This window comes from Nonomuraea sp. NPDC052129 (assembly GCF_040680095.1).
GTDB lineage: Bacteria > Actinomycetota > Actinomycetes > Streptosporangiales > Streptosporangiaceae > Nonomuraea.
This window is the reverse complement of sequence record NZ_JBFAVX010000018.1, coordinates 58,064-83,842: the sequence shown is the minus strand read 5'-3', so window position 1 is coordinate 83,842 and position 25,779 is coordinate 58,064. Positions and strand designations below refer to the sequence as shown.

The following is a 25,779-nucleotide window of genomic DNA, read 5'->3' as shown; positions in this document are numbered from 1 at the left end:
GCAGGTGCTACGGGGCGATCACGGCGACCCGGCCGCTCAGGGCCCCGGTGAGCGGCGGGAAGCGGGTGAGCACCTCAGGATCATGGCCGGCCACCACCAGGTGCGGGCCGTCGGCGAGCTCGTTGATCCGGTCGAAGGCCCCGTACATGCCGGTCATGCTGTGCAGGATCGGGAACGGCCGGTCATCCTCGATGTTCTCGTAGAAGTGGCTCGCGTCCGAGGCGATCACCACGTGGCCGCGCGCGGTCCGGATTCGTACCACCTGCATGCCCGCCGTGTGCCCGCCGACCAGGTGGACACTCAGCCCGGGGACCACCTCGGCGTCGCCGTCGAGCAGGTCCATCCTCCCCTCCTTCTCCGCCGCCCGCAGCCGCGCCACGTCGTCCTCGTCCATCAGCCAGCGCTCCCTGGCGACGCGCCGGGACCAGGGGCCGGTCCAGTAGTCGAGCTCGGCGCGCTGCAGGACGTACCGGGCGGCGCCGAAGTCGCGGGCCGTGCCGGTGTGGTCGTAGTGCAGGTGGGTGAGCACCACGTGGCCGACCGCGTCGGCGTCCACACCCAGCTCGGCCATCGTCTCGGCGGGTGCGGCCAGGTAGTCGAGGCCGTCGATCCGGGCGGCGCGGGCGCGGCTGATGCCGGTGTCGACGACGACGGTGTGCCGGTCGGAGACGGCCAGCCAGGTGTAGTAGGCAGTCGGGTGCGGCTCGCCTGCCCGCCCGTCGTGACCGTGGAAGTGCTCACCGCGCAGGGCGTCGCGCCGCGCGTACTGGATGGCGTAGACGCGGAACTCACCGCCATCCGCGCTGCGCCCGCCACCCGCGCTGTGCTCGTCGCTCACATCGTGCCCGCCGCTCAGGCCACGCTCGCCACCCACGTCGTGCCGGCCGCTCAGGCCGCGCTCGTCGCTCACGTCGCGCGCGCCGTCGCCGTCGGTGCGGGGGTGGCGGGCTTGACGCCGAGCTGATCAGTGGGGATCCGGTACGTCTCCCGCGCGGTGGCCACGGCGGCCACATTGATCAGGCACAGCACTGCGGTGAGCAGTGAGACGCCCAGCCAGCTGTCCCGGCCTGTCCCCGCCACGGCCGTGGCGAGCGTGGGCGCGAACCCGGCGATGGCGAACCCGATCTGCGTGCCGATCGCCATCCCGGACAGCCGTACCCGGGTGCTGAACATCTCCCCGTAGAACGACGGCCAGACCCCGCTGGTCGCGCTGTGCACGACCCCGAACATCAGGATCCCCGCCACGAAGATCAGCGGATAGCCGCCGGCCGAGATCGCCCAGAGGTAGGCGAAGATCAGCACCGCGCACCCCAGCGAGCCGCCGATGAACACCGGCTTGCGCCCCACCCGGTCCGACAGCTTCCCCCACAGCGGGATCGTGATCACCGCCGCGACATTGGCGAGCACACCGACCCACAGCATCGGCGCGCGATCCAGCCCCACCGTGTTGACCGCGTACGACAGCGCGTGCACGGTGAAGATCGTGCTCACCGACGCGATCACCGCGGCCACGATCACCCGCAGGACGTCCGTCCCGTGCTCGCGGAACAGCACGACCAGCGGCAGCTTGGCGACGCCGTTCTCGGCGACCTCCCGCTCGAAGGCGGGCGTCTCCTCCAGCGTGCGGCGGATCACGAACCCGACGGCCGCCACCACGATGCTCAGCCAGAACGGCACCCGCCAGCCCCAGCTCAGCAACTGCTCCTCGGGCAGCGCGGCGATCGGCAGGAAGATCGCGGTCGCGATGATCTGCCCGGCCTGCGTGCCGTTGAGCGTGAAGCTGGTGTAGTACGCGCGGCGTCCCTCCGGCGCGTGTTCGAGCGTCATGGAGTTCGCGCCCGCCTGCTCACCCGAGACGGAGAACCCCTGCATCAGCCGCAGCACCACCAGCAGCACCGGGGCCAGCACCCCGACCTGGTCGTAGGTGGGCAGGCAACCGACCAGGAACGTCGACAGCCCCATCAGCACCAGCGTGGAGACCAGCACCTTCTTGCGCCCGAACTTGTCCCCCACGTGCCCGAGCACGAACGCGCCGACGGGCCTGGCCAGGTAACCGACGCCGAATGTGGCCAGGGCCAGCAGCGTTCCGGTGCCCGGAGCGGACGAAGGGAAGAAGACCTTGCCGAAGACCAGGGCGGCGGCGGTGCCGTAGATGAAGAAGTCGTAGTACTCCAGGGCGCTGCCGATCCAGGCGGCGATCGCGGCCTTGCGCGGCTTTCCCTGGGGAGTGGGGATGTCGGTCACGGGGCTCCTCCCGGGTGAGAATAGCCCCGAAACTAACTCACTGGTTCGTACATTACAAGGGTGTGAACAAACCCTCTCCCGGGCGGCCGAGATCGGGTGCGGCCGTCCGGCCGCAGGTGGGCGGCACTACAGGGCGCGGGCACTACGCGAGAGCACCGACGCTACGCGGGGGCGCCGGCGCCACGCAGGTAGGCGACGGTCAGTTCGCCGACCATCGTGCGCAGCCGGGCGCGGTGCTCCGGCGCGGTCATGTCGCGGCCGAACAGCGCCCCGAACGTGTGCTGGTTGGCGACCCGGAAGAAGCAGAACGCGCTGATCATCATGTGCACGTCGATGGCATCGGCCTCGGTGACGAAGTCGCCGGACTCCTGCCCCGCGTCGAGGATGCGGGAGATGATGTCGAGCACGGGCGCGCCCAGATTGGCCAGCACCTCGGACTTGCGGATGTGCTCGGCCTCGTGGATGTTCTCGATGCCGACCAGTTTGATGAAGTCGCGGTGCGCGTCGTGGTGGTCGAACGTCAGCTCAGCCAGGGTACGGATGGCCTCCACCGGCGCCAGGTGCGCCACGTCAACGGTCCGCTCGGCGGCCCGCACCTCGGTGTACGCCTTCTCCAGGACCGCGATGTAGAGCTGCTCCTTGCCGCCGAAATAGTAGTAGATCATGCGCTTGGTGGTGCGCGTCCGCTCGGCGATCTCGTCCACCCTGGCGCCGGCGTACCCATGCCGCGCGAACTCCCGCTGCGCGACCTGAAGGATCTCCGCCCTGGTCCGGTCGGCGTCACGCTGACGTTCACCGGCGGCGCGAGCGAGAGGCTGCGAGGTCATGGGGCTCCACGGTCGGGCCGACGGGGGTCGCGTTAATCCTAGATGACCGTTGTCCTTGCGAGGCGTCTCCTTCCGAGGCCACCTTCCCAGGCGTGTCCTTCCCGGGCGTGCTGGGCGGCCAGGCGGACGGGCGCGTTGGCGGCGCCGTAGCCCTGATAGCCGCCGACGCGCTGGACGAGCTCGAAGAACACCCGCCCGGCCGTGATCGTGTACAGGTGAAGGAACTCCCCGTGCTCGTCCCTGTCGTACAGCAGGCCGAGCTCCCGCAGCTCGGGTGGCACGTCGTAGCGGGCGGCGAGGTCGTCGTAGTAGTTGGCGGGGACGACGAGCAGCAGGTCGGGGTGTAGGGCGCGCAGCCTGCGGGCGGTGGCCACGATGTCGTCGCAGGCCAGGGCGATGTGCTGCCAGGGGATGTGCTGGGCGCCGACCTGGTTGAGGTTGAGCACCATCCGTACGGCGCCATCCGCCGTGGACATCGCCTTGCTGCGCAGCAGGCCGTAGGGGTCGGGGACCTCCAGGCTCTCCTGGGGGCGCAGGCCGAGGACGGTGCGGTAGAACAGCGCGGCCTCGTCGAAGTGGTGCCTGGGCTGGGTGAGCGCCACGTGGTCGATGTGCGTGATGCCTCCGGCCGCCGGTTCACCCTCCGCGCGGGGCTCGAAGTCGTCGGTCCAGCTGGAATGGTCGGGATGTCCGGTGCGGCAGAAGAAGAGCTCGGTTCCGTCCGGTGCGGCGATCGCGTCCAGCCTGGCGTCCCGAGGGGCGCGGTGGCGGGGCAGGACCGGTGACAGCAGCGACTCGGCGCGCCGCACGGAACCAGCGGGGTCCGGGCTCTCCATCCCGATCGCCGCGAGCGCGGGTCCTTCGCCGGTGGCGTTGAGCAGGATCCGGGCTTCTCCCTGCTCCCAGAGTTCGACCGGCTTGTGGGCATGCGTCCCGGTGCGGACGAACCCGAGCGCCGCCAGCAGCCCGCCCAGCTCGTACGCATGACCGGACTGCCCAAGCGACTCCCCCGGTCCGGCCAGCTGGCCGGACGCTCCGGACAGGCCACCGGATCCCCCGGGCAGGTCGGCGGGAGGGACGGAGAGCTCGGCGAACGCGAAGCCGGACGGAATGACCGGGGGCGGGACGACCGGAGCCAGGCGGACGGGAGCCGGGCCGACCGGGGACGGGATCGGCGGGGTCGCGGTGCGCCGCAGAGCCGTGGCCTCTTCCAGGGCGATGAGCGACCGCATGGCGTCCAGGGCCGTCCGGCCGGCGTCGGCCTGCCGGAAGCCGTCGTTGAACACCTCCAGCGACAGCGGCCCCGCGTACCCGGCGTCCAGCACATGACTCACCAGCCCGGCCAGGTCGAAGGTGCCCTGGCCCGGGAAGCACCGGTAGTGCCTGCTCCACTGCAGCACGTCCATCGCCAGCAGCGGCGCGTCGGCCAGCTGCAGGAAGAACACCCGGTCGCCCGGGATCGCCTCGATGCCGATCGGGTCGGAGCCGCGCGACAGGATGTGGAAGCTGTCGAGGCAGGTGCCGAGGTTCGGGTGGCCGGCCATGCGTACGATCCGCCAGGCGTGCAGGTATTCGTTGACGTGCCTGCCCCAGGCCAGCGCCTCGTAGGCGATCCTGATGCCGTGTCCGGCGGCGCGTTCGGCGAGCAGGCGCAGCTGCTCGGCGGCCAGCTCGTCGTCGTCGGCCGCGTCGGGAGACACGCTGGAGCAGACCAGCAGCATGGTGGCGCCGAGGCGTTCCATCAGCTCGAACTTGCGCTCGGCCCGGCGCAGGTTGCGGGCCAGTACGTCGCCGGGCACCGCCTCGAAGTCGCGGAAGGGCTGGTACAGGTCGATGCCGAGACCCAGATCCGCGGCCCTGGCGCGTACCTCCTCCGGGCTCAGCGGGGAGACGAGGAGGTCGTTCTCGAAGATCTCCACGCCGTCGAAGCCCGCGGCGGAGATGGCGGTCAGCTTCTCCGCCAGCGTCCCGCTGACCGAGACGGTGGCGATGGACTTGCGCATGAGGGGACCTCCCGGTCAGGCGTCGATCAGGTCGGTGAGGTGTGTGAGCATCCGTTCGGCGTCGGGCTCGCGGCCCGTGAACAGGCGGAAGGCGTGCGCGGCCTGGAAGACCACCATGCCGCCGCCGTGCATGGTCCGGCAGCCGAGCGCCCTGGCCCTGCGCAGCAGTTCGGTCTCCAGGGGCCGGTAGACGATGTCGGCCACCCACAGCTCCGGTCGCAGCAGCTCAGCGGGGAGCGGCAGCCCGGGGTGCTGCGCCATCCCGGTGGGGGTCGCGTGCACCAGCCCGTCCGCCATCGTGAGCAGCCCGCCCAGCTCGGCCTGGGCCGCGGTGCGGATCCGGTCCGGCCCGAACCGGCCGGCCAGGTCGGCGGCGAGCGAGGCCGCCCGGCTTTCGGCGGCGTCCACCAGTACGACCTGATCGGCGCCGAGGGTCAGCAGGGCGTGCGCCACCGCCGCCCCCGCCCCGCCCGCGCCCAGCTGCACCACCCGCCGGGTCGGCGCGTCGGGCAGCCCCCGGGCGAACGACTCCGCGAACCCGGCCCAGTCGGTGTTGTGCCCCACGGCCCGCCGCCCCTCGAACACGACGGTGTTGACCGCGCCGAGCATCGCCGCGTCCGGAGACAGCTCGTCCAGGAAGGGGATCACGGTCTGCTTGCACGGGTGGGTGATGTTGAGGCCGTCGTACCCGAGCCGCCGCGCCGTACGGACCAGCTCACCCACGGCGTCGGCCCCCAGTCCCAGCTCGCCGATGTCGAGCAGCCGGTAGACATAGCGCACGCCGTGCGCGTCGGCTTCGCGCTCGTGCAGCGCGGGGCTGAACGACGGGCCGATCCCGGCGCCGATCAGGCCGATCAGATAGGAGCTCATCCGCTCTCACTCTCCTCCAGTCCCATCAAATGTACGAACTAGTACGTTCGTACGCTAGACCGGAAGGACCACCACCCGTGAGACTCAACCGTCAGACGGGCCGGGTGGCTCGGACAGACCAGGCGGATGGACCGGACGGAGCGGGCCGGGCGGGGCGGACCAGGAGGCTCGGGTGGGGCGGATCAGGCGGCGCCAGACGTCGATCACCAGGACCGGCCGCATGCCCGCCGACAGGTAGAGGTCGAGCGCGGGCGAGGTGTTGTTGGAGTCGACGTGCAGCAGCGTCCCCCGCCGCCCGCGCGCCGCGTCGGCGGCGAAGGCGTGCCGCAGCAGGAAGCGGCCCAGCCCCTTCCCCCGGTGCTCGGGCAGGACGGCCAGCGTGGCGACGTAGCCGCAGTCCTCGTCCGGCACGAACTGGTTGTTGCCGATCAGCACCGCCGCCGGCCGCCCGTCGATCCTGGCGACGGCGAGCTGGGACCAGTCGGTGATGCTCTGCGCCTGCCTGCGTTCGAGCCAATGGTCGTAGTCGTTCTTGACGAAGCCGAAGTGGTCGGCGAACGCCTCCTGGTAGATCTGGTGCGCCTCCCGGCGGACGGCGTCGGTCTCCCCGCTGTGGAGGGTCAGCCCGGGGATCGGGGTGGGCGGCTCGACCGGGCCCTCGTGGTCGACGCGCATGCGGTGGAAGCTGGTGCCGGGCTCGAAACCGCGCTCCTTGGCCAGCGCCTGCTTGACGGTGTCGGCCCGGTAGATGCCGATGTCGACCGTGGCGGCGTCGTGGCCCCGCTCCAGCGCCAGCTCCCCGGCGCGGTCGAGGACGAGGCGCCAGAGCTCGTCGGTGAGCCCTTCGACGCCGGGGCGCACGAGGACCTCGATGTCGAGCATGTCGCTGTCGCCCTTGGCGCCCGCCCAGGCCCAGCCGACCAGCGTGCCGTCGGCGTCGTGGACGAGCCAGCCGTCGGTGTCGAGGTTGAAGTCCGGCTCCGCCAGCTCGTCGGCGATGTCGGCCGGCGTGGCGTCGGGAACACCGATGACGGCCAGGTCGCAGGCCGCGACGAGCTCGTGGATGGCGGGGGCGTCCGCCGCCCGTGGGCGGCTGAACCGATGGGCACCAGAGGGCTTCATAGCGGCGATTTTCCCGAACCCGGGCGCCCCACGCCTCCCATTATCCGCGCTGTGGATAAGCTGAGACGGTGCTCGACAAGACGCCGTTGCGCATCGATGTCGCCACGCTGGACGGAATGACGATCCGGCTGGCGCTCAGCGGCGACCTCGACTTCGACACCGCCGCCGACCTGTCGGGGCTGACGTTCGACGCCGGTTATCGCCGGCTCGACCTCGATCTGTCGGAGCTGGCCTTCATCGACTCCTCCGGTCTGGCCGCTCTCGTACGCCTCCAGCGGCAGGTCGAGGGCGCCGACGCCGAGTTGCGCGTGGTGGCGTTGACGCCCTATCTGCGTAACCTGATGCGGATGACCGGGCTCGACAAGCTGTTCAGCCTGCCGCCGGGCTGACCACCTCCTGCTGGGCGGCGTCGGCCGACGGGCCGCCGCGCAGGGGGATCTCCTTGATGAAGACCGCCAGCACCGGCACGGCCACGGCGAACAGGATGGCCCACCAGAAGACGCCGGAGATCGACGCGGCGAGTGACTCCAGCAGGCCGGTGCGCATCTGCGGCGGCATCTGGCCGAGCGCCGCCGGGTCCAACCGGCCGCCGCCCTTGGCGATCTTGTCCGCCGCCTGCGGGCCGAACCGGCCGGTCAGCTCGGACAGGAGGTGGTTGTTGAAGATGGCGCCGAACATCGAGACACCGAACGAGCCGCCGATCGAGCGGAAGAACGTGGCGGCGCTGCTGGAGACGCCGAGGTCCTTCTGCTCGACGCTGTTCTGCGCGATGAGCATCGTGGTCTGCATGAGGAAGCCCATGCCGAGGCCGAGGACGGCGATGTAGACGCCCGTGCGCCAGCTGGGCGTGGCGACGTCCATGGTCGACAGCAGCCACATGGCCACGGCCATGCCGACGCCGCCGAGCACCGGGTAGATCTTGTACTTGCCCGTGGCGGTGATGGCCCGGCCGACGAACAACGACACCACCATGGCCGAGGCCATCATCGGCAGCAGCAGCAGGCCCGAGTTGGTGGCCGAGGCGCCCTGAACCGTCTGCTGGAACAGCGGCAGGAAGTTGATGGCGCCGAACATGGCGAAGCCGAGCAGGAAGCCGATGCCCGAGATCAGGGCGAAGTTGCGATTGCGGAACAGCTGGAGCGGCATGATCGGCTCGGCCGCCCTGCCCTCGGCGAAGATGAACACCGCCAGCGTGATCACGGCGACCGCGACCAGAGTGAGGATCTGCCAGGAGCCCCAGCCGTACTGGTTGCCGCCCCAGGTGGTGATGAGAACCATCGCGGTGATGCTGACGGACAGCAGGATCGCGCCCAGCCAGTCGATTCGCACCCGGTTGTGCAGTTTGGGGAGCTTCAACCTCAGCGCCAGCACGACCAGGGCGATGGCGCCGACCGGCAGGTTCACGTAGAAGGCCCAGCGCCAGTCAAGGTTGTCGGTGATGAAGCCGCCCACCAGCGGGCCGGCGATCATGGCCAGCGACATGACGCCCGCCATGATGCCCTGGTACTGGCCGCGCTCGCGGGGCGGCACCAGGTCGCCGATGATGGCCATCACGTTGACCACCAGGCCGCCGGCGCCCAGACCCTGCAGCGCGCGGAACCCGATCAGCTCGGCCATTCCGCCGTCGGGACCGCCGAGCAGGGAGGAGCCCGCCATCCCGCAGAGCATGGAGCCGATCATGAAGATCACGATCGAGATCATGAAGATGGTCTTACGGCCGTACAGGTCGCCGATCTTTCCCCAGATGGGAGTGGAGACCGTCGTACCGAGAACGTAGGCTGTGACGACCCATGACAGATGGGTCAGTCCCCCGAGTTCGCCGACGATGCGCGGCATCGCCGTACCCATGATCATGTTGTCGAGCATGGCGAGGAGCATCGCGAGCATCAGCCCGGGCAGGACCACCATGACTTCACGCCGTCGTGCGACCGTTTCCGCCATACACACCCCCACTGGACGTCCTTGCTTACCTGCCGACCGGCAAGCATAGAATAAGCTAGAAACCTTACTTGCCGACGGTCAAGTCGATACAAGTCGAAATAGGTGCACATTGCGGGAAGACACGCGGAGCCGAATCCAAGAGATCGCGCTCAAGCTCTTCATCGAGCAGGGTTACGAAGCGACCTCGCTGCGAGAGATCGCGGAGGAGCTCGGCGTGACGAAGGCGGCGCTCTACTACCACTTCAAGACCAAGGAAGACATCGTCGCCAGCCTGGCCGACCTGCGGGTGGCGGACATGGAGGAGCTCCTGGCCTGGTTCAGGAGCCGGTCGAACACGCCGGAGACGCGCCGCGAGCTGCTCCTGCGCTACGCCGACAAGCTGACGAACGAGCGCTACCTCGAGGTCGCCCGCTTCATGGAGCGCAACCAGACGGCGCTGCGCGATCACCCGAAGATCCTTCGGATGCGCGAGGTGATGCTGGAGCTGACCTCCGAGATCACCGATCCCGGCGACCCGCTGGCCGTGCGCATCAGCCGCTCGATGGCGCTGTTCACGCTGCACGCCGGCAAGTGGATGACGCAGGACGAGAAGCTGACCGAAGAGGAGATCAGCGAGGCCGCGATGGAGGTGGCGCTCCGCCTCATGGAACCGTAGGGACGATTGGGGCGGGTCTGAATGGGCAGAGGAGTGGCCACTGACGCGTCCAAGGGACTACGGAGGAGGTGCGGTGGAGGCCACGATAGCGCTCCGGCTGCCCAGGGATGCGGCCAGCGTCCCCCTGATCAGGCAGATGTTCGACGGCACACTGAGGTCATTGGGGGTGGAGCCGCAGATCCGCGACGACATCGAGCTCATGCTCACCGAGGCGTGTTCCAATGTCGTCAGGCACGCGGGCCCCAGCGACGAGTTCGTGGTGAGCGCGGGGGTCTACGACAAGCTCTGCGTCATCAGAGTGATCGACATGGGCGGCGGCTTCGACCCGCCACCCAACAACGGCGAGGCGGCGCCCAACGCCGAGTCCGGCCGCGGGATCCAGATCATGCGGGCACTGGCCGACGACATCCGCTTCACCAACCGGCACGAGGACGGGTCGGTGGTGTGCCTGGAGAAGCGCCTGCGCTTCGCGCCGGGCGCGGCGGGGCCGCACTTCATCGCCAACTGAACGGGCTTCCGAAGCACGGCCCTCACCCTCAGGCGGACGGTCGTACCTGCTCACCCCTTCTGCCCAATCGTGTTCTCCCAATCGTCGTTCTCCCAATCGTCGTCCCCCGCAACCGTGCCTCGAGCCCTCCCATGACCGGCCGTGCCTCGGGCTTGTGGGCCGTCGATCCCGCCATCAGCGCGAGCGCGAGCAGGACGGCCACGGAGATGAGGAAGACGGCCAGGAACGCCAGGATGAGGACGATCACCAGCGAGGCGATCGTGCTGAGCACTGCCAACATCAGCCGGAGATGCCCCGAGAACCGGCAGTTATGCGCGAGATTCGGGTAGATCGCGGTTACCTCGACGTCACATCCGGCCGACTGGGCAGCATGTCGAGGCGACGCAGGATGACCCCCTCGCGCAGCGCCCAGGGACAGACCTCCAGCCGGTCGACCTCGAAGAGGTCCATGGTCGCGTGGGCCACGATGGCCCCCGCGGCCAGCTGCGCGGCCCGCCCGTCGGACACGCCCGACAGCGCGGCCCGCTCGGCGGAGCTCATGGTGGTCAGCTTGACGGCCCACTCGGCCATGTCCTGCCGCGACAGCGACCGGGAGACATAGAGGCCGTCGTTGGTGGGCGCGGCCCCGGCGATCCTGGCCAGCTGTTTGAAGGTCTTGGAGGTGGCCACGGCGCGGTTGGGCTCGCCGTATCGGACGATGTCGCCGACCGTGCGGGCGATCTGGGCGCGTACGTGCCGGCGCAGGTTGCGGACCTCGTCGGCGGACGGCGGGTCGGAGGCGAACCAGCCGCGGGTGAGCCGCCCCGCGCCGAGCGGCAGCGAGACGGCGACGTCGGGCTCCTCGTCGACCCCGGCGGCGATCTCCAGCGAGCCGCCCCCGATGTCGAAGGCGAGCAGGCGCCCCGACGACCAGCCGAACCAGCGCCGCACCGCCAGGAACGTCAGCCTGGCCTCGTCGCTGCCGGACAGGACCTCGATGTGCACGCCGCAGCGGTCGTTGATCTGGGCGAGCACGTGCTCGCCGTTGGCGGCCTCGCGCACGGCCGAGGTGGCGAAGGCCAGGAAGTTTTCCACGCCTTTGTCCTCGGCGATGCTCAGCGCCTCCTCGACGAACTCGCCGAGCCGCTCAATGCCCTCGGCGGACAGCTCGTTGCGCTCGTCGAGGTGCTCGGTCAGGCGCAGCTCCTCCTTGTGCGAGTAGGCGGGCAGTGGCCGCGCGCCGCGGTGGGCATCCACGACGAGTAGGTGGACGGTGTTCGAGCCGATGTCCAGCACGCCGAGTCGCATGAGGAAACGCTACCGGTCAACCGCCTGTACGGCGAAGCCGAGCCCTAAGTGACCGTGCGGCGCGACGACCTTTCCCGCCGGGGCCCTAGTCTGATCGCATGTCACGAACCCTGCGACTGTTGATCACCGGCGGCGGCACCGGCGGTCACACCTATCCGGCCCTGACGACCCTGTCGGCCGTTCAGCGACGTCAGGTGCCGCACGATGTGCTCTGGGTGGGCACGGCCAACGGCCTGGAAGCCAGGATCACCACCGAGCACGGCATCCCGTTCAAGGCCATCACCACCGGAAAGCTGCGGCGCCGGCCCAACCTCAAGGAGCTCGGCACCAACATCGCCGACGTGTTCCGCATCCCGGTGGGCGTGTTCCAGGCGGTCGGGCACGCCGCCCGCTACCTGCCCGACGTGGTGCTGTCGACCGGGGGTTACGTGGCGGTGCCGATCGGTGTGGCGGCCAAGCTGATCCGCCGCCCGCTGGTGATGCACGAGCAGACCACGGTGGTGGGGCTGGCCAACCGGATCCTGGCCAGGCTGGCGACGCGGATCGCGCTGTCCCACGAGTCGTCGCTGGAATACCTGCCCCCGTCGGCGCGCGCGAAGGCCGTGGTCACCGGCAATCCGATCAGGCCGGAGCTGCTGCAGGGCAACCGGGCCGCGGCGTACGACCTGTTCGGGCTGACGTTCGAGGTGCCGCTGATCTACGTGACAGGCGGCGCGACGGGCAGCAAGCAGATCAACACGCTGATCGCGGAGATCCTGCCGCGGCTGCTGCCGCACGCCCAGATCGTGCACCAGTGCGGGCCCGCGTGGATCGACCAGATGCGCGCCACCGCGTTGCCGCCGGACCTGGCCGACCGCTACCACCCGGTGCCGTACGTGGGCGCGGAGCTGCCCGATCTGTTCGCCGCGGCCGACGTGGTGATCGCGCGCAGCGGCGCCGGGACGGTGTCGGAGCTGACCGCCATCGGCAAGCCGTCGGTGCTGATCCCGCTGATCCCGACCGGCGGCGACGAGCAGCGCAAGAACGCCGGCTACCTGACCTCCGCGGGCGCGGGCCGCGCGTTGCTGGAGCCGCATCCGACGGGCGAGCAGCTGCTGGCCGAGCTGATGCCGCTGCTGGCCGATCCGGGCCTGCGCGCGACGATGGCCGAGGCGGCACGCAAGCTGGGCCGGATCGACGCGGCCGAGGCTCTGTGCGACGTGCTGCTGGAGGCCGCGCACGTCCGATAGTCCCGGACAGCTGTCAGGGGTCCAGGTAGCGGAAGGCCTCGTGGGCGGAGCGCACGCTCCGCCGCAGCGCCCGCTCCAGCTGGTCGGCGTCCTCCGCGAGCCGGGTGATCTCCGGTACGGCGAAGCCGTCCGCGCCCGACTCCGAGACCAGCTCCTCATACTGGTGGATCCGGCCCCGCAGCTCCTCGATCTGATGGTGGGCCCGGTAGGCGCGCTCGGCGTCGGCCACGTTGGCGGCGTAGCGTTCCAAGGCCTCCACCCGGGCCACGACGGCCTCCTCGCTGCTGTCGAGTGCCCGGGCGAGCGGTTCGGCCACGGCGGCGACCTCCGGCGAGTTCACCTCCGACATGGTCTCCCGGTGCTTGGTCCGCAGCGCCGACAGCTTGGCCAGCAGCCGGGCGATCTCCCACTCCTGGGCGGGCAGCATCACGGCGTTGCGCACGTCGTCCAGCAGTCCTTCGACGTTGACCGCCGAGTGCGTCACCGTGGCCACGGCCCGCCTGGCCCGGGCGAGCAGCCTGCGGGAGGACTCGTCGAGGTCGGCGGCGAGCACGTAGCGGCCCTCGTACCAGCGCAGCTGCTCGTAGGTCTCCCGGTCGACGGCCGTCTCCTCGTCCTCGTCGAGGTCCTTGCGGATGAAGATCACGAGCAGGACGGGGATGGCGATGAGGCTGAGCAGCAGCAGGCCGCCCGCCCGGTAGGTGTGCGTCCCGGACAGTAGAAGGGACATCACCATCAACGTGATCGCCGCGAGGGCCACGCGCCCGGCCTTACCGGATGCCCTGGACGGCAGGGGGTCGGGCGCCCAGCCGCGCCGCATGCGGATCAGGAGATGCTCGCTCTCCGTGATCAGCTGGGCGTCATCCTCCGGGACATCTGGATCGACCACCACATCCGCCACGAAAACGGATTTTATGGGATTGTCACCCGGAGAGGTGCTGGAACGTGTCATGCGACAAGACGCAACCACCTGCTCACGGCCTGTTCCGGCGTCAGCCTTCCAGGTGGCGGAACGCCTCGTGCGCCGAGCTCACGCTCCTGCGCAGCAGCCGCTCCAGGTCGTCGGCGTCCTCGGCGAGCTTCTCGATCTCGGGTACGGCCAGCGCGTCGGCGCCCGACTCGGCCAGGAGCTCCTCGTAGCGCGGCAGCCGGGCCTGCAGTTCCTCGATCTGGCCGCGGGCGTGGTAGGCGCGCTCGGCCTCGGCGACGTGCCCGGCGTAACGTTCCAGCGCTTCGACCCGCGCCACGACCGCGGCCTCGCTGGTGACCAGGGCGCGGTCCAGCGGCTCGATCACCGCCGCGACCTCCGGCGCGATGCCGCGGGCCAGCAGCTCCTTGTGCTCACCGCGCAGGGCTGAGAGCTTGGCCAGCAGCCGGGCGATCTCCCACTCCTGCTCCGGCAGCATCACGGCGTTGCGCGCGTCGTCCAGCAGTCCTTCGGCGTTGACGTGGGAACGCAGCACGGCGCCGATCGCCCGTTGCGCTCTGGCCAGCACCGCCTTGGCCTCCGCGTCGAAGTCGTCGGCCAGCAGGTAGCGCCCGTCGTACCAGCGGGCCCGCTCGTAGACGCCACGCTCGTAGACGCCACGCTCGTAGGGGCGGTCGTGTAACGGCACCTCGTTGATGGAGGCGATCTTGACGAGCACGACGAAGACGAAGCCGCCCAGCAGCACGAAGCCGATCGGCTTCACCGGGGAGGCCAGCAGCGCGGACATCAGCGCGACGACCAGGGGCGTTGCGGCCAGCAGCGCCAGGCTCGACGGCCAGCGCCGCTCGACCGGCTGCACGGCAGGAGGCACCCAGCCTGCTCGGATCCTGGACAGGAGCGGGGCGTTCGCACGCAGCATTCCGGCGACCTCCGGGGGTACTCCCGGATCGACGACCACACCCACGCTCTGTCCCGGCACCCTGGCGCCCCCAACGCTCGTGATGTCCGGATACTACGTAACATTTCGTCAGAGCGGCAGCCTCGCCGAGGACAGACGAGGAAACCGGCGGTCGCGCTCACCGATCGATTCCATGATCGACAGCCCCCGGACCAGGGCTCTTTGTGCGGGGCGGCTCAGCGCTGGATGTTCCGGTAGCGGTGGTGCTGGTAGCGGAAGAACACGGTCAGGCCGGCGGCGGCGGTGACCAGCCCGACGGCCAGGGCCGCCGCCAGGTGGTGGTCCGTCACGAGGTAGTAGGTCAGCAGGGCGAGACAGACGCCGGCCAGGACGCCGTTGATGATAGCGATCATGCTGGCGGCGGTGAAGAGACCGGCCATCGGGCCCGATTTGACAGCCATCGACCCGAGCGCGTCGGCGGTCTCCCCGCCATCCGCGTCCCACCTGGCGAAGTAGCGCGCCGCCTCGCGGTCGAGTTCGCGGTAGTAGCCGCGGATGCGGGCGATGCTGCTCAGGTACAGCACGTTCTGCACCCCGGTGTCGACGAGCCGGGCCGTGGTGAACACGCCCAGCACGAAGACCGTCGGCAACGCGGCGGCGGCGAACGGCAGCAGCAGTCCTGGCGTCTGCGCGGCGAACCCCAGCGCGATCAGGCTGCTGGACAGCGCCGACAGGTACAGCGACGAACGCCCGAGCGCCTCACTGACGGTCGTGCCGGCCGCCGATTGCAGGACGAAATGCTCCGTCACGATCGCCGACATGAGAGCCGCCGACGGCTCCGCGTCATGCTTGTCCGCCGCCATCTACCGGAAGGCGTCGGCGTGTGCCCGCGCCCACTGTTCGAAGGTGCGGGGCGGGTGTCCCGTCACCTCCTGAACGGTCGGCAGGACCTGGGACTCGTCGAGTGTGCCGTCGACGTAGAAGCTGAAGAAGGCGTCGACGTACTCGACCGGCATGGTCGCCTCCATCTGCGCCCGCGCCTCCTCGTCCGGCTGGCCCTCGCAGCGCAGGTCCCTGTCCAGCACCTTGGCCAGCACGGCGACCTGGTCGGCGGGCAGCAGCGAGTCCGGGCCGGTCAGCTCGTAGATCCGGCCCTCGTGCCCGTCGCTCGTCAGCGCCAGGGCCGCGACCGCCGCGATGTCGGCGGGGTCGATGGTCGCGGCCGCCACCCCGGCGAACGGTACGCGCACCACGTCGCCGGCCTGAAGCTGCGGCAGCCAGCGCAGCGCGTTGGACATGAACGCCCTGGGCCGCAGGAAGGTCCAGGGCACACCCGCCGCCCGCGTGGCCTGCTCGGACAGCGCCATGTAGCGGGAGACCGCGTTGCTCATGTCCGCCTGCCCGGCCGAGCCGCCCGACAGCAGCACGACCCGTTCCACCCCCGCCCGCCGTATCTGGGCCAGCAGTCCGGGCATGTCCGCATATCCCGGCAGCAGGAACACCCCTCGCACGCCGGTCAGGGCATCGGCCAGGCTGCCGGGCTCGTTCAGGTCGCCGGTGACGGGCTGGACGCCGGGCGGCAGCGTGGCGGCCCGCGGATCGCGTACGAGCGCGCGCACCCCCTGCCCGGCCTGAGCCAGAGCGGCCACCAGTGCCGATCCGACATTGCCGGTGGCGCCGGTCACTAAGATCATCATGTCTCCCATCAGGTCATCAACTTGTGCTACGCCCCGCCGGCGAGGCCTACGGCCAGGGCGATCAGCGCGGCGGCGAGGAGCAGGCCCCCGGCTCGGGTGACCATCGTGCCGGACGAGCGGGCACCCTGCTCGCCAACGGCCAGATGCAGGAAGAACCCACCCGATTGCGCCAGCACCCCGGCCAGCAGGACACCGCCGGTCAGCCACTCCAGCCCATCGGAGAAACCGGCGCGGGGCAGGTACAGCAGGTACACCAGCGCGAGCACCAGCAGCACTCCGGCGTGCGCGTGGCCGGCGCGGAAGAACCGCTCGCGTAACTCGCCCAGCTTGTCGCGATCGGTGGTGATGAAGCGCAGCAGCGCGTGCCCGCCGAACTCGACCGTGACCAGCGAGGCGATCGCGATGATCGGCAAGACTTTGGTGGGCTCCATCAGGCTCCCTGCCCTTGTACGGCCATGACGCAGGTCATGGTGAACGGATGTCCGCTCAGGTGATCTCCCCAAAGGGTGACAGCGACCGAGAAGGCGCCGATAGTGTCCCTGTAATCAGGCGGTTATGCATTTTGCATAGTTCATCGGGAGATCGGGTTGGCACGGACCGCTGACGACCTCCCGCTGCGGGTCGCCCAGGGCATGCTGTGGGCCTCGTTCGGCATCCTGGTCTACATCCGCACGATCAGCGGCGTGTCGCGCGACGCCGCCCCGCTCGCGTTGCTGCTCACGATGGCGTCGTATCCGCCACTGATCGCGCTCCTTGTGCGGCACCGGCGCCCGGCCGGTCGGTACGGACTGCTGGCGGCAGTGATGCTGCTCTACCTGCTGCCCTTCCTCGTGATCGGCTCGGCGTGGGACTGGATGCCGTGGACGGTGGCCGCCGGAGTGCTCTGCGTGCTCCCGGCGCGGCCGGCCTGGCCGCTGTTCACCCTTGTCCTGGCCGCCACCGGCACGACGGCCGCGCTGCTCGGGTACGGGGTCTACGACTCGATCTGGTTCGTGATCGTCACGGCGGACGACGCCCTCATCGTGTTCAGCCTCGCCGCGCTCGTCGGGACGGCACGGCGGCTGCACGACACCCAAGGAGAGCTGGCTCGGCTGGCCCTGGTCAGGGAGCGCCTGAGGCTGGACGGCGAATTGCGGAACGTCCTGGGCGGGAAACTGGGGGCGATCGCCTTCCGCATGCGGAAGGCGGCCGCGTTCCGGATAGGGGAAGCGGCCGCGTTCCGGGTGGGCGATGCGGCCGGGGAAGAGCCGGTGGACGCCCGGCAGGACATCCGTGAGGGCGTGGCGCTCGCCCGGCGTACCTTGGCGGAGGTGCGGGCGACGGCCGGGGCCTACCGCGCCGAGCCGATCGCCGAGCCCGCGGCGCGGATCGAGTCACCCCGGCTGGCGCGGTTCGTCCTGCTCGCGGTGCTGTTCATCCAGTGCGTGCTGGTGCTGATCAACCTCTACTACTGGGAGCACGCCGCCCCGCCGACGGTCGCCTGGGCGCTGCTCGGGCTCATCGTGATCGTGGTCCTGCAGGTGCTGCCGCAGACCCGGGTCACGTTCGTCGTGCAGGGCCTGCTGTTCCTGCTGCCCCTCGCGGTCGTCCCCGGCTCCTGGGACCGCGTGCTGAGCTTCTTCACCGGCAAGGTGCTGCTCACCGTACGACCGCCTCGATCGTGGGCGATCGCCGGTGCCGTCCTGGCCGGGCATCTGGCCTGGCTCCTGTACGACAGCATCACCGCCGGCATCGGCATCCTGAACGCGCTGGCCAACTTCGGTGGTCACGTCATGCTCGCGTGGCTGGCGTACAGCCTGGGGCGCCTCACCGGGCTGATCACCGTGCTGGACCGGGCCCGGCATGAGCTCGCCGAGGCCGCGGTACGGCGGGAACGGACCCGGGTCGCGCGCGACCTGCACGACGTCCTCGGTTTCAGCCTGTCGGCGGTCGCCCTGAAGGGCGAGCTGGCCGAGCGGCTGCTGGACACGGACCCCGGACGGGCCAGGACCGAGCTCGCCTCGCTCGTGTCGCTGGTCGAACAGGCGCAGGTGGAGCTGGGGTCCATCGCCGGCGACCGGGTCGAGCTGCGGCTGGCGGCCGAGCTGGACGCGGCGCGCGAGGTGCTGACGGCCGCCGGGATCGAGGCGAGGGCACGGGTCACGACGGGCCCGCTGCCGGCCGAGGTCGACACGGCGGTGGCCACCGCGCTCCGCGAGACCGTCACCAACGTCCTGCGGCACAGCCGGGCCCGGACGTGTGAGCTGACCATCTCCGGCGCCGACGGACTCGTACGGTTGCGTGTCGTCAACGACGGCGCCCGGCCCGTCACGCGAACCGAACCGTCCACGCCGTCGGAGCCGGGGCATCACGGCTCCGGGCTCGGCAGCCTGGCGCAGCGCACTGGCGGGCGGTTGACGGCGGTGCGCCTGCCCGGCGACAGGTTCGAGGTGGTCGCCGAGTTCGACTCAGGCCCAGCCGGACCCAGCTCAGGCCCAGCCGGACTCGGGTCAGATCCAGCCGGACTCAACTCAGGCCCAGCCGGAGTCGGTTCAGATCCAGCCGGACTCGGTGGCGATCCGAATGGCGTCCACTCGGTTGCGAGCACCCAGCTTGGTGACGGCTGAGGTGAGGTAGTTGCGGATCGTGCCGTAGGTCAGGAAGAGCCGCTCGGCGATCTCGGCGGGCTGGGCCCCGCTGGCCGACAGACGCAGCACCTCGGTCTCCCGCTGGCTGAGCGGGCTCTCCGGCGCCTCCAGCGCCACCAGGGCCAGTGCCGGGTCCACCACCCGTCCCCCGGCGGCGACGGTCCTGATCGCCGCGGCCAGCTCGGCCGGGCGGATGTCTTTCTGGACGAATCCGGCGACCTGCGCACCGAGCGCCCGGCGCAGGACGCCCGGCTTGGCCAGCGCGGTCAAGATCAGGACCCGGCAGCCGGGCAGCCGGCCGCGCAGTTCGGCAGCCGCCGAGATGCCGTCCAGCCCCGGCAGATCGATGTCGATCACGGCCACGTCGGGCCGGTGCTCCAGCGCGGCGGAGACGATCTCCAGACCCGAGGCGACCCCCGCCACCACCGTGATGTCGTCCTCGAGCGACAGCAACTCGACCAGCGCTTCGCGAAGGATGTGCATGTCCTCCGCGATCAGAATCCGGATCACACCGGTACGGTAATCCGCTCACTCCCCACCGCGCGATTCCGCCGCCGCGGCAGCCCGTGTACGGCCAGCCCGGCGGCCACGCAGGCGATCGGAATGGCGGGCAGCACGTAGCGGTGATCGAAGTCCAGTGCCGCCACCGGCGCGACGAGCAGGAACATCGCGAACGCCCACGGCAGCAGGGCCGGACGGCGGCGGCCTATCGCCCCGGCCGCCCCCGCCAGGAGGATCACGCCGAACAGCGTGCCGTGCAGGAACCACGGGTACGGATAGGCGGCGAGGATGGACCCGAACGGCTCGACCGAGCTCATGCCACGGATGGCCGGGTCATACTCCTTGCGCACCTGCCCGATGAGGGCGTGCTCCTCCGGCAGCCCCCACGAGCCGTGCGGGAAGTTCGACATGGCGCCCACCCGCTTGGGATGAGCCACCGGCTCCCAGGTGAAGGCCAGCGAGGTGTCCTTGACGATCTCGCGCAGATAGTCGAGCGGCTGCGCCGCGATGGCCTTAAGGGCGAACGACCTGGCCAGGTCGTTGTAGGCGAACCGGTCGCCGGGCAGCCGGTTGAGCGCGGCGCCGGGCGCCCAGACGTACTCGGAGGCGGCGTCGACGACGGTGCCGTTCGGGCAGAGCCTGGCCTCCGCCGCGGGCGGCTTGATGATCGAGCAGTCGGCGAACGTCATCGTGCGGGCCCAGAGGGCGACGCCGTCGGAGCCGCTCAGCGCGAACCGGCCGTGATACTGGGCGTACCAGCCCGCGTAGGCGAGCAGCGGCAGCGCCCCGGCGACCACCAGAACGACGACCTTCCGCCACGGGGTGCGGCGCAGCAGGAGATAGAGCGCGGCCAGAGCGAGCAGCGGCACCGCGGCGGTCCGGGTCAGTCCGGCCAGCGCGAGCAGCGCCCCCGCCAGCGCGGCGGCCCGCCACGACACCTCCTGGCGCCACATCAGCACCGTGAGCGCGGACATGACGAGGAAGATCACCTGCAGGTCCGAGAGCACGGCGTGCTCCAGCCGCAGGAACGCCGGGTCGAACAGCACCGGCACCGCGGCCAGCGCGGCCCCCCAGCCTGGCAGCGACCAGCGGCGCAGCAGCATGTAGATGAGCACGCCGACGCCCAGGCCCATCGCGTGCTGTACGCCGACGACCAGCTCGACACTGTGGAAGGGGCGCAGCAGCCACAGGAACCACGAGTAGCCCGCCGGATGGAAGGCGCCCTGCGGCTTCATGTGCACGGCCGTGTTCAGGTAGGTGAACGAGTCGTACCAGTAGACCTGCGCGGTGTCGTACCCGAGCATGACCAGCACGCGCAGCGCCGCAGCCAGCACCAGGACCACCCCGAACAGTCGGTGACCCGTCTTCCTCAAGACCGGATCGGCCAGGCGGGGCCGCGCGGGCGCCACAAGAGCGGCAACCATGACATCTCTCCCCCGTGAGAGGCCGGGCGAGTCCCGGCCGTAGGGAGGGCAGTTCACCGAGTCGGCGCTAACCTGAGCGTCACCAAAAGTGGTTATGTCCGCGTTATGCAGGCTGGAGCAGACTGTCGGGACTTTCGATCTTCATGGGGGCGACATTGCGTGTTCTGGTCGCGGAGGACGAGCGCATGCTCGCCGATTCGATCGCCGAGGGGCTGCGGGGGGAGGCGCTGGCCGTCGATGTGGCCTACGACGGTGACGGGGCGCTGGAGCGGCTCGGCGTGCACGACTATGACGTGCTGATCCTGGACCGGGACCTGCCGCTGGTGCACGGCGACGAGGTGTGTCAGGCGGTGGTCGAGCGGGGGTGGCCGGTCAGGATCCTGATGCTGACCGCCGCCGGGGACGTACGGGCGAGGGTGGCGGGGCTGTCGCTGGGGGCCGACGACTACCTGCCCAAGCCGTTCGCGTTCGAGGAGTTGGTGGCGCGGGTGCACGCGCTCGGCCGCCGGGCCAGGCGGGCCGACCCGCCGATGCTGGCCCGCGCCGGGGTGCGGCTGGACTGGGCGCACCGGCAGGTGTTCCGCGAGGGGCGCTATGTGCCGCTGGCGCGCAAGGAATTCGGGGTGCTGGCCGAGCTGCTGCGGGCGCAGGGCGCGGTGGTCTCGGCGGAGGAGCTGCTGGAGAAGGTGTGGGACGAGCACATCGACCCGTTCACGAACACGGTGCGGACCACGATGATGAAGTTACGCAAGAAGCTGGGCGAGCCGCAGGTCATCGAGACCGTGCCGGGATCGGGGTATCGCATTCCATGAGCGTCCGTCTGCGTTTCGCCCTGGCCTGCGCGGTGGTGTTCCTCATCGGCGGCGGCCTGCTGCTGACGGCCGTCTACTTCCTCGTACGGTCGAACCTCTCCTACCGCGCCGATCTCGTCACCCCCAACTCCATCAGCCTGGGCAACGGCAGGGGCTTCTACAGATACGACGACTACTACGAGGTGGCGCGAGCCCGGACCCTCCAGGTCATGGCGGCCTACCAGCGCGACACGTTGACCAACGTGCGCAACATCGGCGCGCTGGCGGTGCTGGCCGTCACGGGTGGCGCGTTCGGCCTGGGCTGGCGGGCGGCCGGGTGGGTGCTGCGGCCGATCACATCGGTCACCGAGACCGCGCGCCGGGTCGCCCAGAGCCACGACCTGGCCGAGCGGATCGGGTACGAGGGGCCGAACGACGAGGTGAAGGAGCTGACCGGCATCTTCGACACCATGCTCGGCCGCCTCGCCCGCTCCTTCGACGGCCAGCGGCGCTTCGTCGCCAACGCCTCCCATGAGCTGCGCACCCCATTGACGATCAACCGGACGCTGGTCGACGTGGCGGTGCGGCGGCCCGACGCCACCGACGACGTCAAGCGGCTCGGCGAGTCGCTGCTGCTGGTCAACGCCCGGCACGAGCGGCTCATCGACGGCCTGCTGGCGCTGACCGAGGGCGAGCAGGCGGTGCTGGACCGGCGCCCGTTCGACCTGACGGACGTGGCCGAGCACGTGCTGGACCAGGCGGCGGAGGAGGCGGCCGAGCGGGAGGTGACGATCCACCGGCTGCTGGACGCCGCGCCGACGACCGGCGAGGCGGTGCTGGTGGAGCGGCTGGTCCAGAACCTGGTGGAGAACGCGATCCGGCACAACCAGCCCAAGGGCGAGGTGTGGGTGACGACCCGGCGGCGCACCGAGCAGGTGGAGCTGGTCGTGGCCAACACCGGCCTGCACGTGCCGTCGTACGAGATCGAGACGATCTTCGAGCCGTTCCGGCGGCTGCACGGCGACCGGCTGCGCTCCGACCGGGGCAGCGGCCTTGGCCTGTCGATCGTGCGCGTCATCACCGAGGCCCACGGCGGCACGGTCGTCGCCCGGCCGCGCGAGGAGGGCGGCCTGACGATCACGGTCGAGCTGCCCCTGGACCGATCAGCCGGTTAGGGCGAGCGCACCTCGCGCATGACCGCTTCCGGGACGCCCGCCCGGAGGAGGAGCTCCCAGCTGTCGGACCGCTCGAAGAACATCGACTCCAGCAGCGGCCGCCACAGCGCCGGGTCGACGCCGTCACCGGCCAGCCCGCTGAGCAGGCCGGCCCGGTCCTGGAAGGGCATGGCCGATCCCTCCAGGGCGAGCGCCCGCAGCACCAGGTCGAGCAGCCGCCGGTTCTCGAGCGTGTGGAACGCGGTGACCGCCTCGATCGCGTCGGCGTAGAGCGCGACGCGGGCCTCGACGCTCGACGGCCGGTTCATCAGCACCTCCTCGACCAGGCGGGTGCAGCTCACCACCTGACCGGAGCCCCGCTGCACGACGATCAGGCTCGGGTGCGTCTCGTCGTCGGCGCGCAGCGAGTCGGTCAGCAGGTCGGCGTCGACGTTGAGCAGGTAGGGCCGTTCCAGCAGGGCGTAGGACTTGTAGCGGCCCAGCGCCCTGGTGCGCGCCGCGGGCTGCGGGCGGCCGAACCACCAGCCCGCGCCCTCGAACTCCCACGACTCGCCGCTCCCGCCGAGCCGGATGTCGCGCTTGCCGCCGTCCATGACGCGACGGGCCGGCATGGCGCCGATGAGGCCGGTCCAGCCCTCCCCGCCGAGCTGGCTCTTCCAAAGATGCGCGTACGAGCTCCACCGGGCGAAGTCCCCCGAGTCGCCGAGCAGCTCCGCGACGCTGACCGGTTTGTCCGACGCGGCCACCACCAGGAGGGTGAGGTTGGCCGAATAGGCAGCCAGGCGGCGCGGCACGGGATGGCGTACCGGGCGGAAGGCGAGGAAGGAGCGGCGCGGGCGCTCGTGGAGCGACTCGCGCAGCAGCGCGCTGAGCAGCGTCACGCTCCTGGCCCGGACCTCGGCCGGCAGCGCGCCCATGAGCTCCATGGCGAAGCCGACCGTCGGCCCCCGCTCGGCCAGGCAGGAGAACGACGTGATCGCGTAGAGCAGGTCGTCGTCGACCAACTGGCCCGCCAGCTCCTCGTCGTGGCCGTGCCGCCTGATCAGGTCGCGCAGCGCGTACACGGCCAGCCAGGCCACCAGGAACTCGCCGAACGTCGCGTGCAGGAACTCATGACCCCGAGTGCCGCCTGGGTCGTTCACGTGCACGAAGAAGAACCGCTCGGTCGCCCGCCGCGCCCAGCCGCCCTCGCCGTCCCACTCCTCCCCCGGCGCCCCGCACAAGGCGGGCAGGTCCCGGTCGAGGGCGGTCTCCGAGACGACCGCCCGGCCGCGGACGAACATCGACAGCGCCACGGTCCCAAGCCGCACCAGCTCCTGATCTACCAGCCCACCCCGCCGGGCGGCCGGCAGCGCTCGTACCTCCGGGTCCTTGAGGAGCTCGCGGTAGGCGAAGTCCCTGATCAGCGACTCGTAGAGGCGGCCGCGGCCGAGGACCGCCTCGTCGCGCTGCAACGCGTTCTCGGCGGCGTCGTGGATGGCCAGCAGCAGCAGGAGCAGTGGCTGCCTGGCCAGCTCGCCCTGGGCCAGCGCGACGTCGGCCGGCAGCGGCGTCCTGCCGCGTCTGGACAGGACCGCGCGGTTGGTCTCCGCCCAGATCTCCAGCCACTGGCGGACCTGCTCCTTCTCGAACGGCTGGAGCTCGATCGTGAGTACGCCCTCGGGGAAGCGGACCCGGTCGGCCACGACGGTCCGGCTGGTCACGATCACCGCGACGGGCCGACCGTGCCTGGACTGCTCGTCCTGGAACTCCTGGACCTGCTCCAGGTAGTCGTAGCGGTTGGTGCCGGCGGCCTGGAGCAGCTCGTCGAACCCGTCGAGCATGACGACGGGCAGCATCCCCTCAGCTGCCTCCACCAAGTCCCGATATTTCACCTTCTCGCGGAGTAAGGGGGAAACGCTCTGCTCGATCTGCGAGATCACGGACGACTCGGCGGCGACGTCGCGCAGCTCCACCTTGATCGGCAGGAATTCCGAGGCGGCCAGCCGGGCGGCGAGCACCTCGGTCAGCTTGGTCTTGCCCGACCCCGGCTCGCCCAGCACCACCAGGGGCGCCTGGGTGGCGTGCGGCGAGGTGAGGTGCCCCACCAGGAACGCCTCCGCGTCGGGCAGCTCCAACCGGCCCTTCCACCAGCTCTTCGCCGCCGGCGCGGACTCGCGCGTCATCTCCGCGACCTTGCACCGGGGGCTGATGTACCCCTCGCCGAGCAGCGGCAGCGTGACGTCGTCCGGCGCCCTGCCGACTGCCATGAGCGACTGGTCGAGCGCGGCGGCGGCCATCCTGACCAGGTGGATCATCGGCCGGTCGCCCACGCGCGGCGGCGCCAGCTCCGCCAGCAGCCGCGCCACGCGCGACAACCCGGGGGCGAACGCCTGCGTCTCGGTGACCAGGCTCCACATCCGGAACTCGGGGCTGTCGAGCGTGAGCGAGCGGTAGTCCTCGTCATAGATCCGCAGGGCATGCGCCGACGGTCCCTCCACGAGCATGAAGGGGACGCGGGCGCGCTCGTCGGCCGAGAGCTCGTCCCAGGCCGCCACCTCGCGCACGTACCCGGCCACGGCCTCCGACATCCGCCGGTAGTGGCGTTCGACGGCCTCACGGGTCTCCGCGTAGGGGCGGTACGGCTCCGGCATGGGCAACGGCCGCGTGAGCAGCTTCTCCACCAGCTCGGCGAACGCCGCCGCGCGGGTGCCGCCGGCCGCGCGGTCCCGGTCGAGCCGGTCCAGCCCGAACGGCAGGCTGGCCCCGCCGAGCGCCTCGAAGTACGCCGAGACGATCACCACGGCGTGGACGGCGGCCAGCCGCTGGGTACGGGCGAACCGACCGGCGCCGCCGCGCCACTCGGGCACCCGCCGCACCACGTCGTTGCCGTACCGGACGGCGTCCTCCTGCAGATCGCGCAGGCCCAGCGCCAGGTCGGCGCCGCCGGCGAGCGCCCATCCGGTCAGCGCGGCCGTCGCGGCGAAGTCGATCACCTTGACGAGCCTGCTGTCCTTGCAGCCGAGGATCTTCAGAGCGTCGGCGTAGCTCAAGGTCTCCGTCATCACGGTCT

Annotated in this window: 24 protein-coding genes; 7 read left to right on the top strand and 17 right to left on the bottom strand. The window is 70.7% G+C overall.

Translation table 11 applies throughout. From position 1 onward, the window contains the following. Window positions 1-7: 7 nt before the first annotated feature. The 6 genes from AB0L53_RS33405 to AB0L53_RS33380 form a co-directional block, all read right to left on the bottom strand. On the bottom strand, window positions 8-910 hold the full coding sequence (locus AB0L53_RS33405) for an N-acyl homoserine lactonase family protein (RefSeq protein ID WP_364002439.1): 903 nt from the start codon (window positions 908-910) through the stop codon (window positions 8-10). Further along, window positions 907-2,244 (bottom strand): MFS transporter, encoded by a 1,338-nt coding sequence (locus AB0L53_RS33400; protein WP_364002436.1) that lies wholly within the window; start codon window positions 2,242-2,244, stop codon window positions 907-909. Before AB0L53_RS33400 ends, AB0L53_RS33405 begins: the two co-directional genes overlap by 4 nt. 161 nt (window positions 2,245-2,405) lie before the next feature. Beyond that, entirely contained in the window at window positions 2,406-3,071 is a 666-nt protein-coding gene (locus AB0L53_RS33395; RefSeq protein ID WP_364002433.1) for a TetR/AcrR family transcriptional regulator, read from the bottom strand. A gap of 38 nt (window positions 3,072-3,109) precedes the next feature. Then, window positions 3,110-5,074, bottom strand: coding sequence for a TIM barrel protein (locus tag AB0L53_RS33390; protein ID WP_364002430.1), 1,965 nt, complete (start codon window positions 5,072-5,074; stop codon window positions 3,110-3,112). Between the two features lie 15 nt (window positions 5,075-5,089). Beyond that, window positions 5,090-5,944 (bottom strand): shikimate dehydrogenase, encoded by an 855-nt coding sequence (locus AB0L53_RS33385; RefSeq protein WP_364002427.1) that lies wholly within the window; start codon window positions 5,942-5,944, stop codon window positions 5,090-5,092. An 84-nt stretch (window positions 5,945-6,028) separates the two neighbouring features. Beyond that, window positions 6,029-7,066: a GNAT family N-acetyltransferase gene (locus AB0L53_RS33380; RefSeq protein ID WP_364002424.1), complete on the bottom strand. Its 1,038-nt coding sequence runs from the start codon at window positions 7,064-7,066 to the stop codon at window positions 6,029-6,031. A 68-nt stretch (window positions 7,067-7,134) separates the two neighbouring features. Between AB0L53_RS33380 and AB0L53_RS33375 the strand changes: the two genes are divergently transcribed. Next, on the top strand, window positions 7,135-7,455 hold the full coding sequence (locus AB0L53_RS33375; RefSeq protein WP_364002421.1) for an STAS domain-containing protein: 321 nt from the start codon (window positions 7,135-7,137) through the stop codon (window positions 7,453-7,455). Here the strand turns inward: AB0L53_RS33375 and AB0L53_RS33370 are convergent. Next, window positions 7,436-9,007 carry an MDR family MFS transporter gene (locus tag AB0L53_RS33370; protein ID WP_364002418.1) on the bottom strand — a complete coding sequence of 524 codons (1,572 nt, stop codon included), beginning with the start codon at window positions 9,005-9,007 and terminating at the stop codon, window positions 7,436-7,438. The two genes, AB0L53_RS33375 and AB0L53_RS33370, sit on opposite strands and share 20 nt — an antisense overlap. 109 nt (window positions 9,008-9,116) lie before the next feature. Here AB0L53_RS33370 and AB0L53_RS33365 point away from each other — a divergent pair, with 109 nt between their 5' ends. Together AB0L53_RS33365 and AB0L53_RS33360 are read left to right on the top strand one after the other, a co-directional pair. Then, complete coding sequence (locus AB0L53_RS33365) at window positions 9,117-9,662, top strand: helix-turn-helix domain-containing protein (RefSeq protein ID WP_364002415.1); 546 nt, start codon at window positions 9,117-9,119, stop codon at window positions 9,660-9,662. Between the two features lie 73 nt (window positions 9,663-9,735). Then, a complete protein-coding gene (locus tag AB0L53_RS33360) occupies window positions 9,736-10,170 on the top strand; it encodes an ATP-binding protein (RefSeq protein ID WP_364002412.1) in 435 nt (144 codons plus the stop codon). A gap of 28 nt (window positions 10,171-10,198) precedes the next feature. Here AB0L53_RS33360 and AB0L53_RS33355 read toward each other — a convergent pair whose 3' ends face one another. Both AB0L53_RS33355 and AB0L53_RS33350 read right to left on the bottom strand, forming a co-directional pair. Then, window positions 10,199-10,450: a hypothetical protein gene (locus tag AB0L53_RS33355; RefSeq protein WP_364002409.1), complete on the bottom strand. Its 252-nt coding sequence runs from the start codon at window positions 10,448-10,450 to the stop codon at window positions 10,199-10,201. A gap of 56 nt (window positions 10,451-10,506) precedes the next feature. Further along, on the bottom strand, window positions 10,507-11,457 hold the full coding sequence (locus AB0L53_RS33350; protein WP_358542815.1) for a Ppx/GppA phosphatase family protein: 951 nt from the start codon (window positions 11,455-11,457) through the stop codon (window positions 10,507-10,509). A 98-nt stretch (window positions 11,458-11,555) separates the two neighbouring features. On the opposite strand from AB0L53_RS33350, the gene AB0L53_RS33345 reads away from it, so the two are divergent. After that, on the top strand, window positions 11,556-12,686 hold the full coding sequence (locus tag AB0L53_RS33345; RefSeq protein WP_364002406.1) for a UDP-N-acetylglucosamine--N-acetylmuramyl-(pentapeptide) pyrophosphoryl-undecaprenol N-acetylglucosamine transferase: 1,131 nt from the start codon (window positions 11,556-11,558) through the stop codon (window positions 12,684-12,686). A gap of 13 nt (window positions 12,687-12,699) precedes the next feature. On the opposite strand, the gene AB0L53_RS33340 is transcribed toward AB0L53_RS33345, so the two are convergent. The 5 genes from AB0L53_RS33340 to AB0L53_RS33320 all read right to left on the bottom strand — a co-directional run bounded on the left by AB0L53_RS33340 (window position 12,700) and on the right by AB0L53_RS33320 (window position 16,640). Continuing rightward, a complete protein-coding gene (locus tag AB0L53_RS33340; protein WP_364002404.1) occupies window positions 12,700-13,587 on the bottom strand; it encodes a hypothetical protein in 888 nt (295 codons plus the stop codon). Window positions 13,588-13,678: 91 nt separating this feature from the next. Then, the gene (locus AB0L53_RS33335) at window positions 13,679-14,593 is read right to left on the bottom strand and encodes a hypothetical protein (protein WP_364002401.1); all 915 of its coding nucleotides are present in this window, start codon (window positions 14,591-14,593) and stop codon (window positions 13,679-13,681) included. A 155-nt stretch (window positions 14,594-14,748) separates the two neighbouring features. Continuing rightward, window positions 14,749-15,375, bottom strand: coding sequence for a hypothetical protein (locus AB0L53_RS33330; RefSeq protein WP_364002398.1), 627 nt, complete (start codon window positions 15,373-15,375; stop codon window positions 14,749-14,751). After that, window positions 15,376-16,209 carry an NAD(P)H-binding protein gene (locus AB0L53_RS33325; protein ID WP_364002395.1) on the bottom strand — a complete coding sequence of 278 codons (834 nt, stop codon included), beginning with the start codon at window positions 16,207-16,209 and terminating at the stop codon, window positions 15,376-15,378. A 26-nt stretch (window positions 16,210-16,235) separates the two neighbouring features. Then, window positions 16,236-16,640 (bottom strand): hypothetical protein, encoded by a 405-nt coding sequence (locus AB0L53_RS33320; protein ID WP_364002392.1) that lies wholly within the window; start codon window positions 16,638-16,640, stop codon window positions 16,236-16,238. Between the two features lie 156 nt (window positions 16,641-16,796). Here AB0L53_RS33320 and AB0L53_RS33315 point away from each other — a divergent pair, with 156 nt between their 5' ends. Continuing rightward, complete coding sequence (locus tag AB0L53_RS33315; protein ID WP_364002389.1) at window positions 16,797-18,815, top strand: histidine kinase; 2,019 nt, start codon at window positions 16,797-16,799, stop codon at window positions 18,813-18,815. Here AB0L53_RS33315 and AB0L53_RS33310 read toward each other — a convergent pair. Together AB0L53_RS33310 and AB0L53_RS33305 are read right to left on the bottom strand one after the other, a co-directional pair. Beyond that, on the bottom strand, window positions 18,741-19,346 hold the full coding sequence (locus AB0L53_RS33310; protein WP_358542799.1) for a response regulator transcription factor: 606 nt from the start codon (window positions 19,344-19,346) through the stop codon (window positions 18,741-18,743). The two genes, AB0L53_RS33315 and AB0L53_RS33310, sit on opposite strands and share 75 nt — an antisense overlap. Next, window positions 19,343-20,761: a hypothetical protein gene (locus tag AB0L53_RS33305; protein WP_364002385.1), complete on the bottom strand. Its 1,419-nt coding sequence runs from the start codon at window positions 20,759-20,761 to the stop codon at window positions 19,343-19,345. The genes AB0L53_RS33310 and AB0L53_RS33305 overlap by 4 nt, the downstream gene beginning before the upstream one ends. A 155-nt stretch (window positions 20,762-20,916) precedes the next feature. Between AB0L53_RS33305 and AB0L53_RS33300 the strand changes: the two genes are divergently transcribed. Then, window positions 20,917-21,573, top strand: coding sequence for a response regulator transcription factor (locus AB0L53_RS33300; protein ID WP_358542794.1), 657 nt, complete (start codon window positions 20,917-20,919; stop codon window positions 21,571-21,573). Beyond that, entirely contained in the window at window positions 21,570-22,727 is a 1,158-nt protein-coding gene (locus AB0L53_RS33295) for a HAMP domain-containing sensor histidine kinase (protein ID WP_364002381.1), read from the top strand. Before AB0L53_RS33300 ends, AB0L53_RS33295 begins: the two co-directional genes overlap by 4 nt. Here the strand turns inward: AB0L53_RS33295 and AB0L53_RS33290 are convergent. Continuing rightward, the gene (locus AB0L53_RS33290) at window positions 22,724-25,771 is read right to left on the bottom strand and encodes an AAA family ATPase (RefSeq protein ID WP_364002378.1); all 3,048 of its coding nucleotides are present in this window, start codon (window positions 25,769-25,771) and stop codon (window positions 22,724-22,726) included. The genes AB0L53_RS33295 and AB0L53_RS33290 overlap by 4 nt on opposite strands. Window positions 25,772-25,779: the final 8 nt, after the last annotated feature.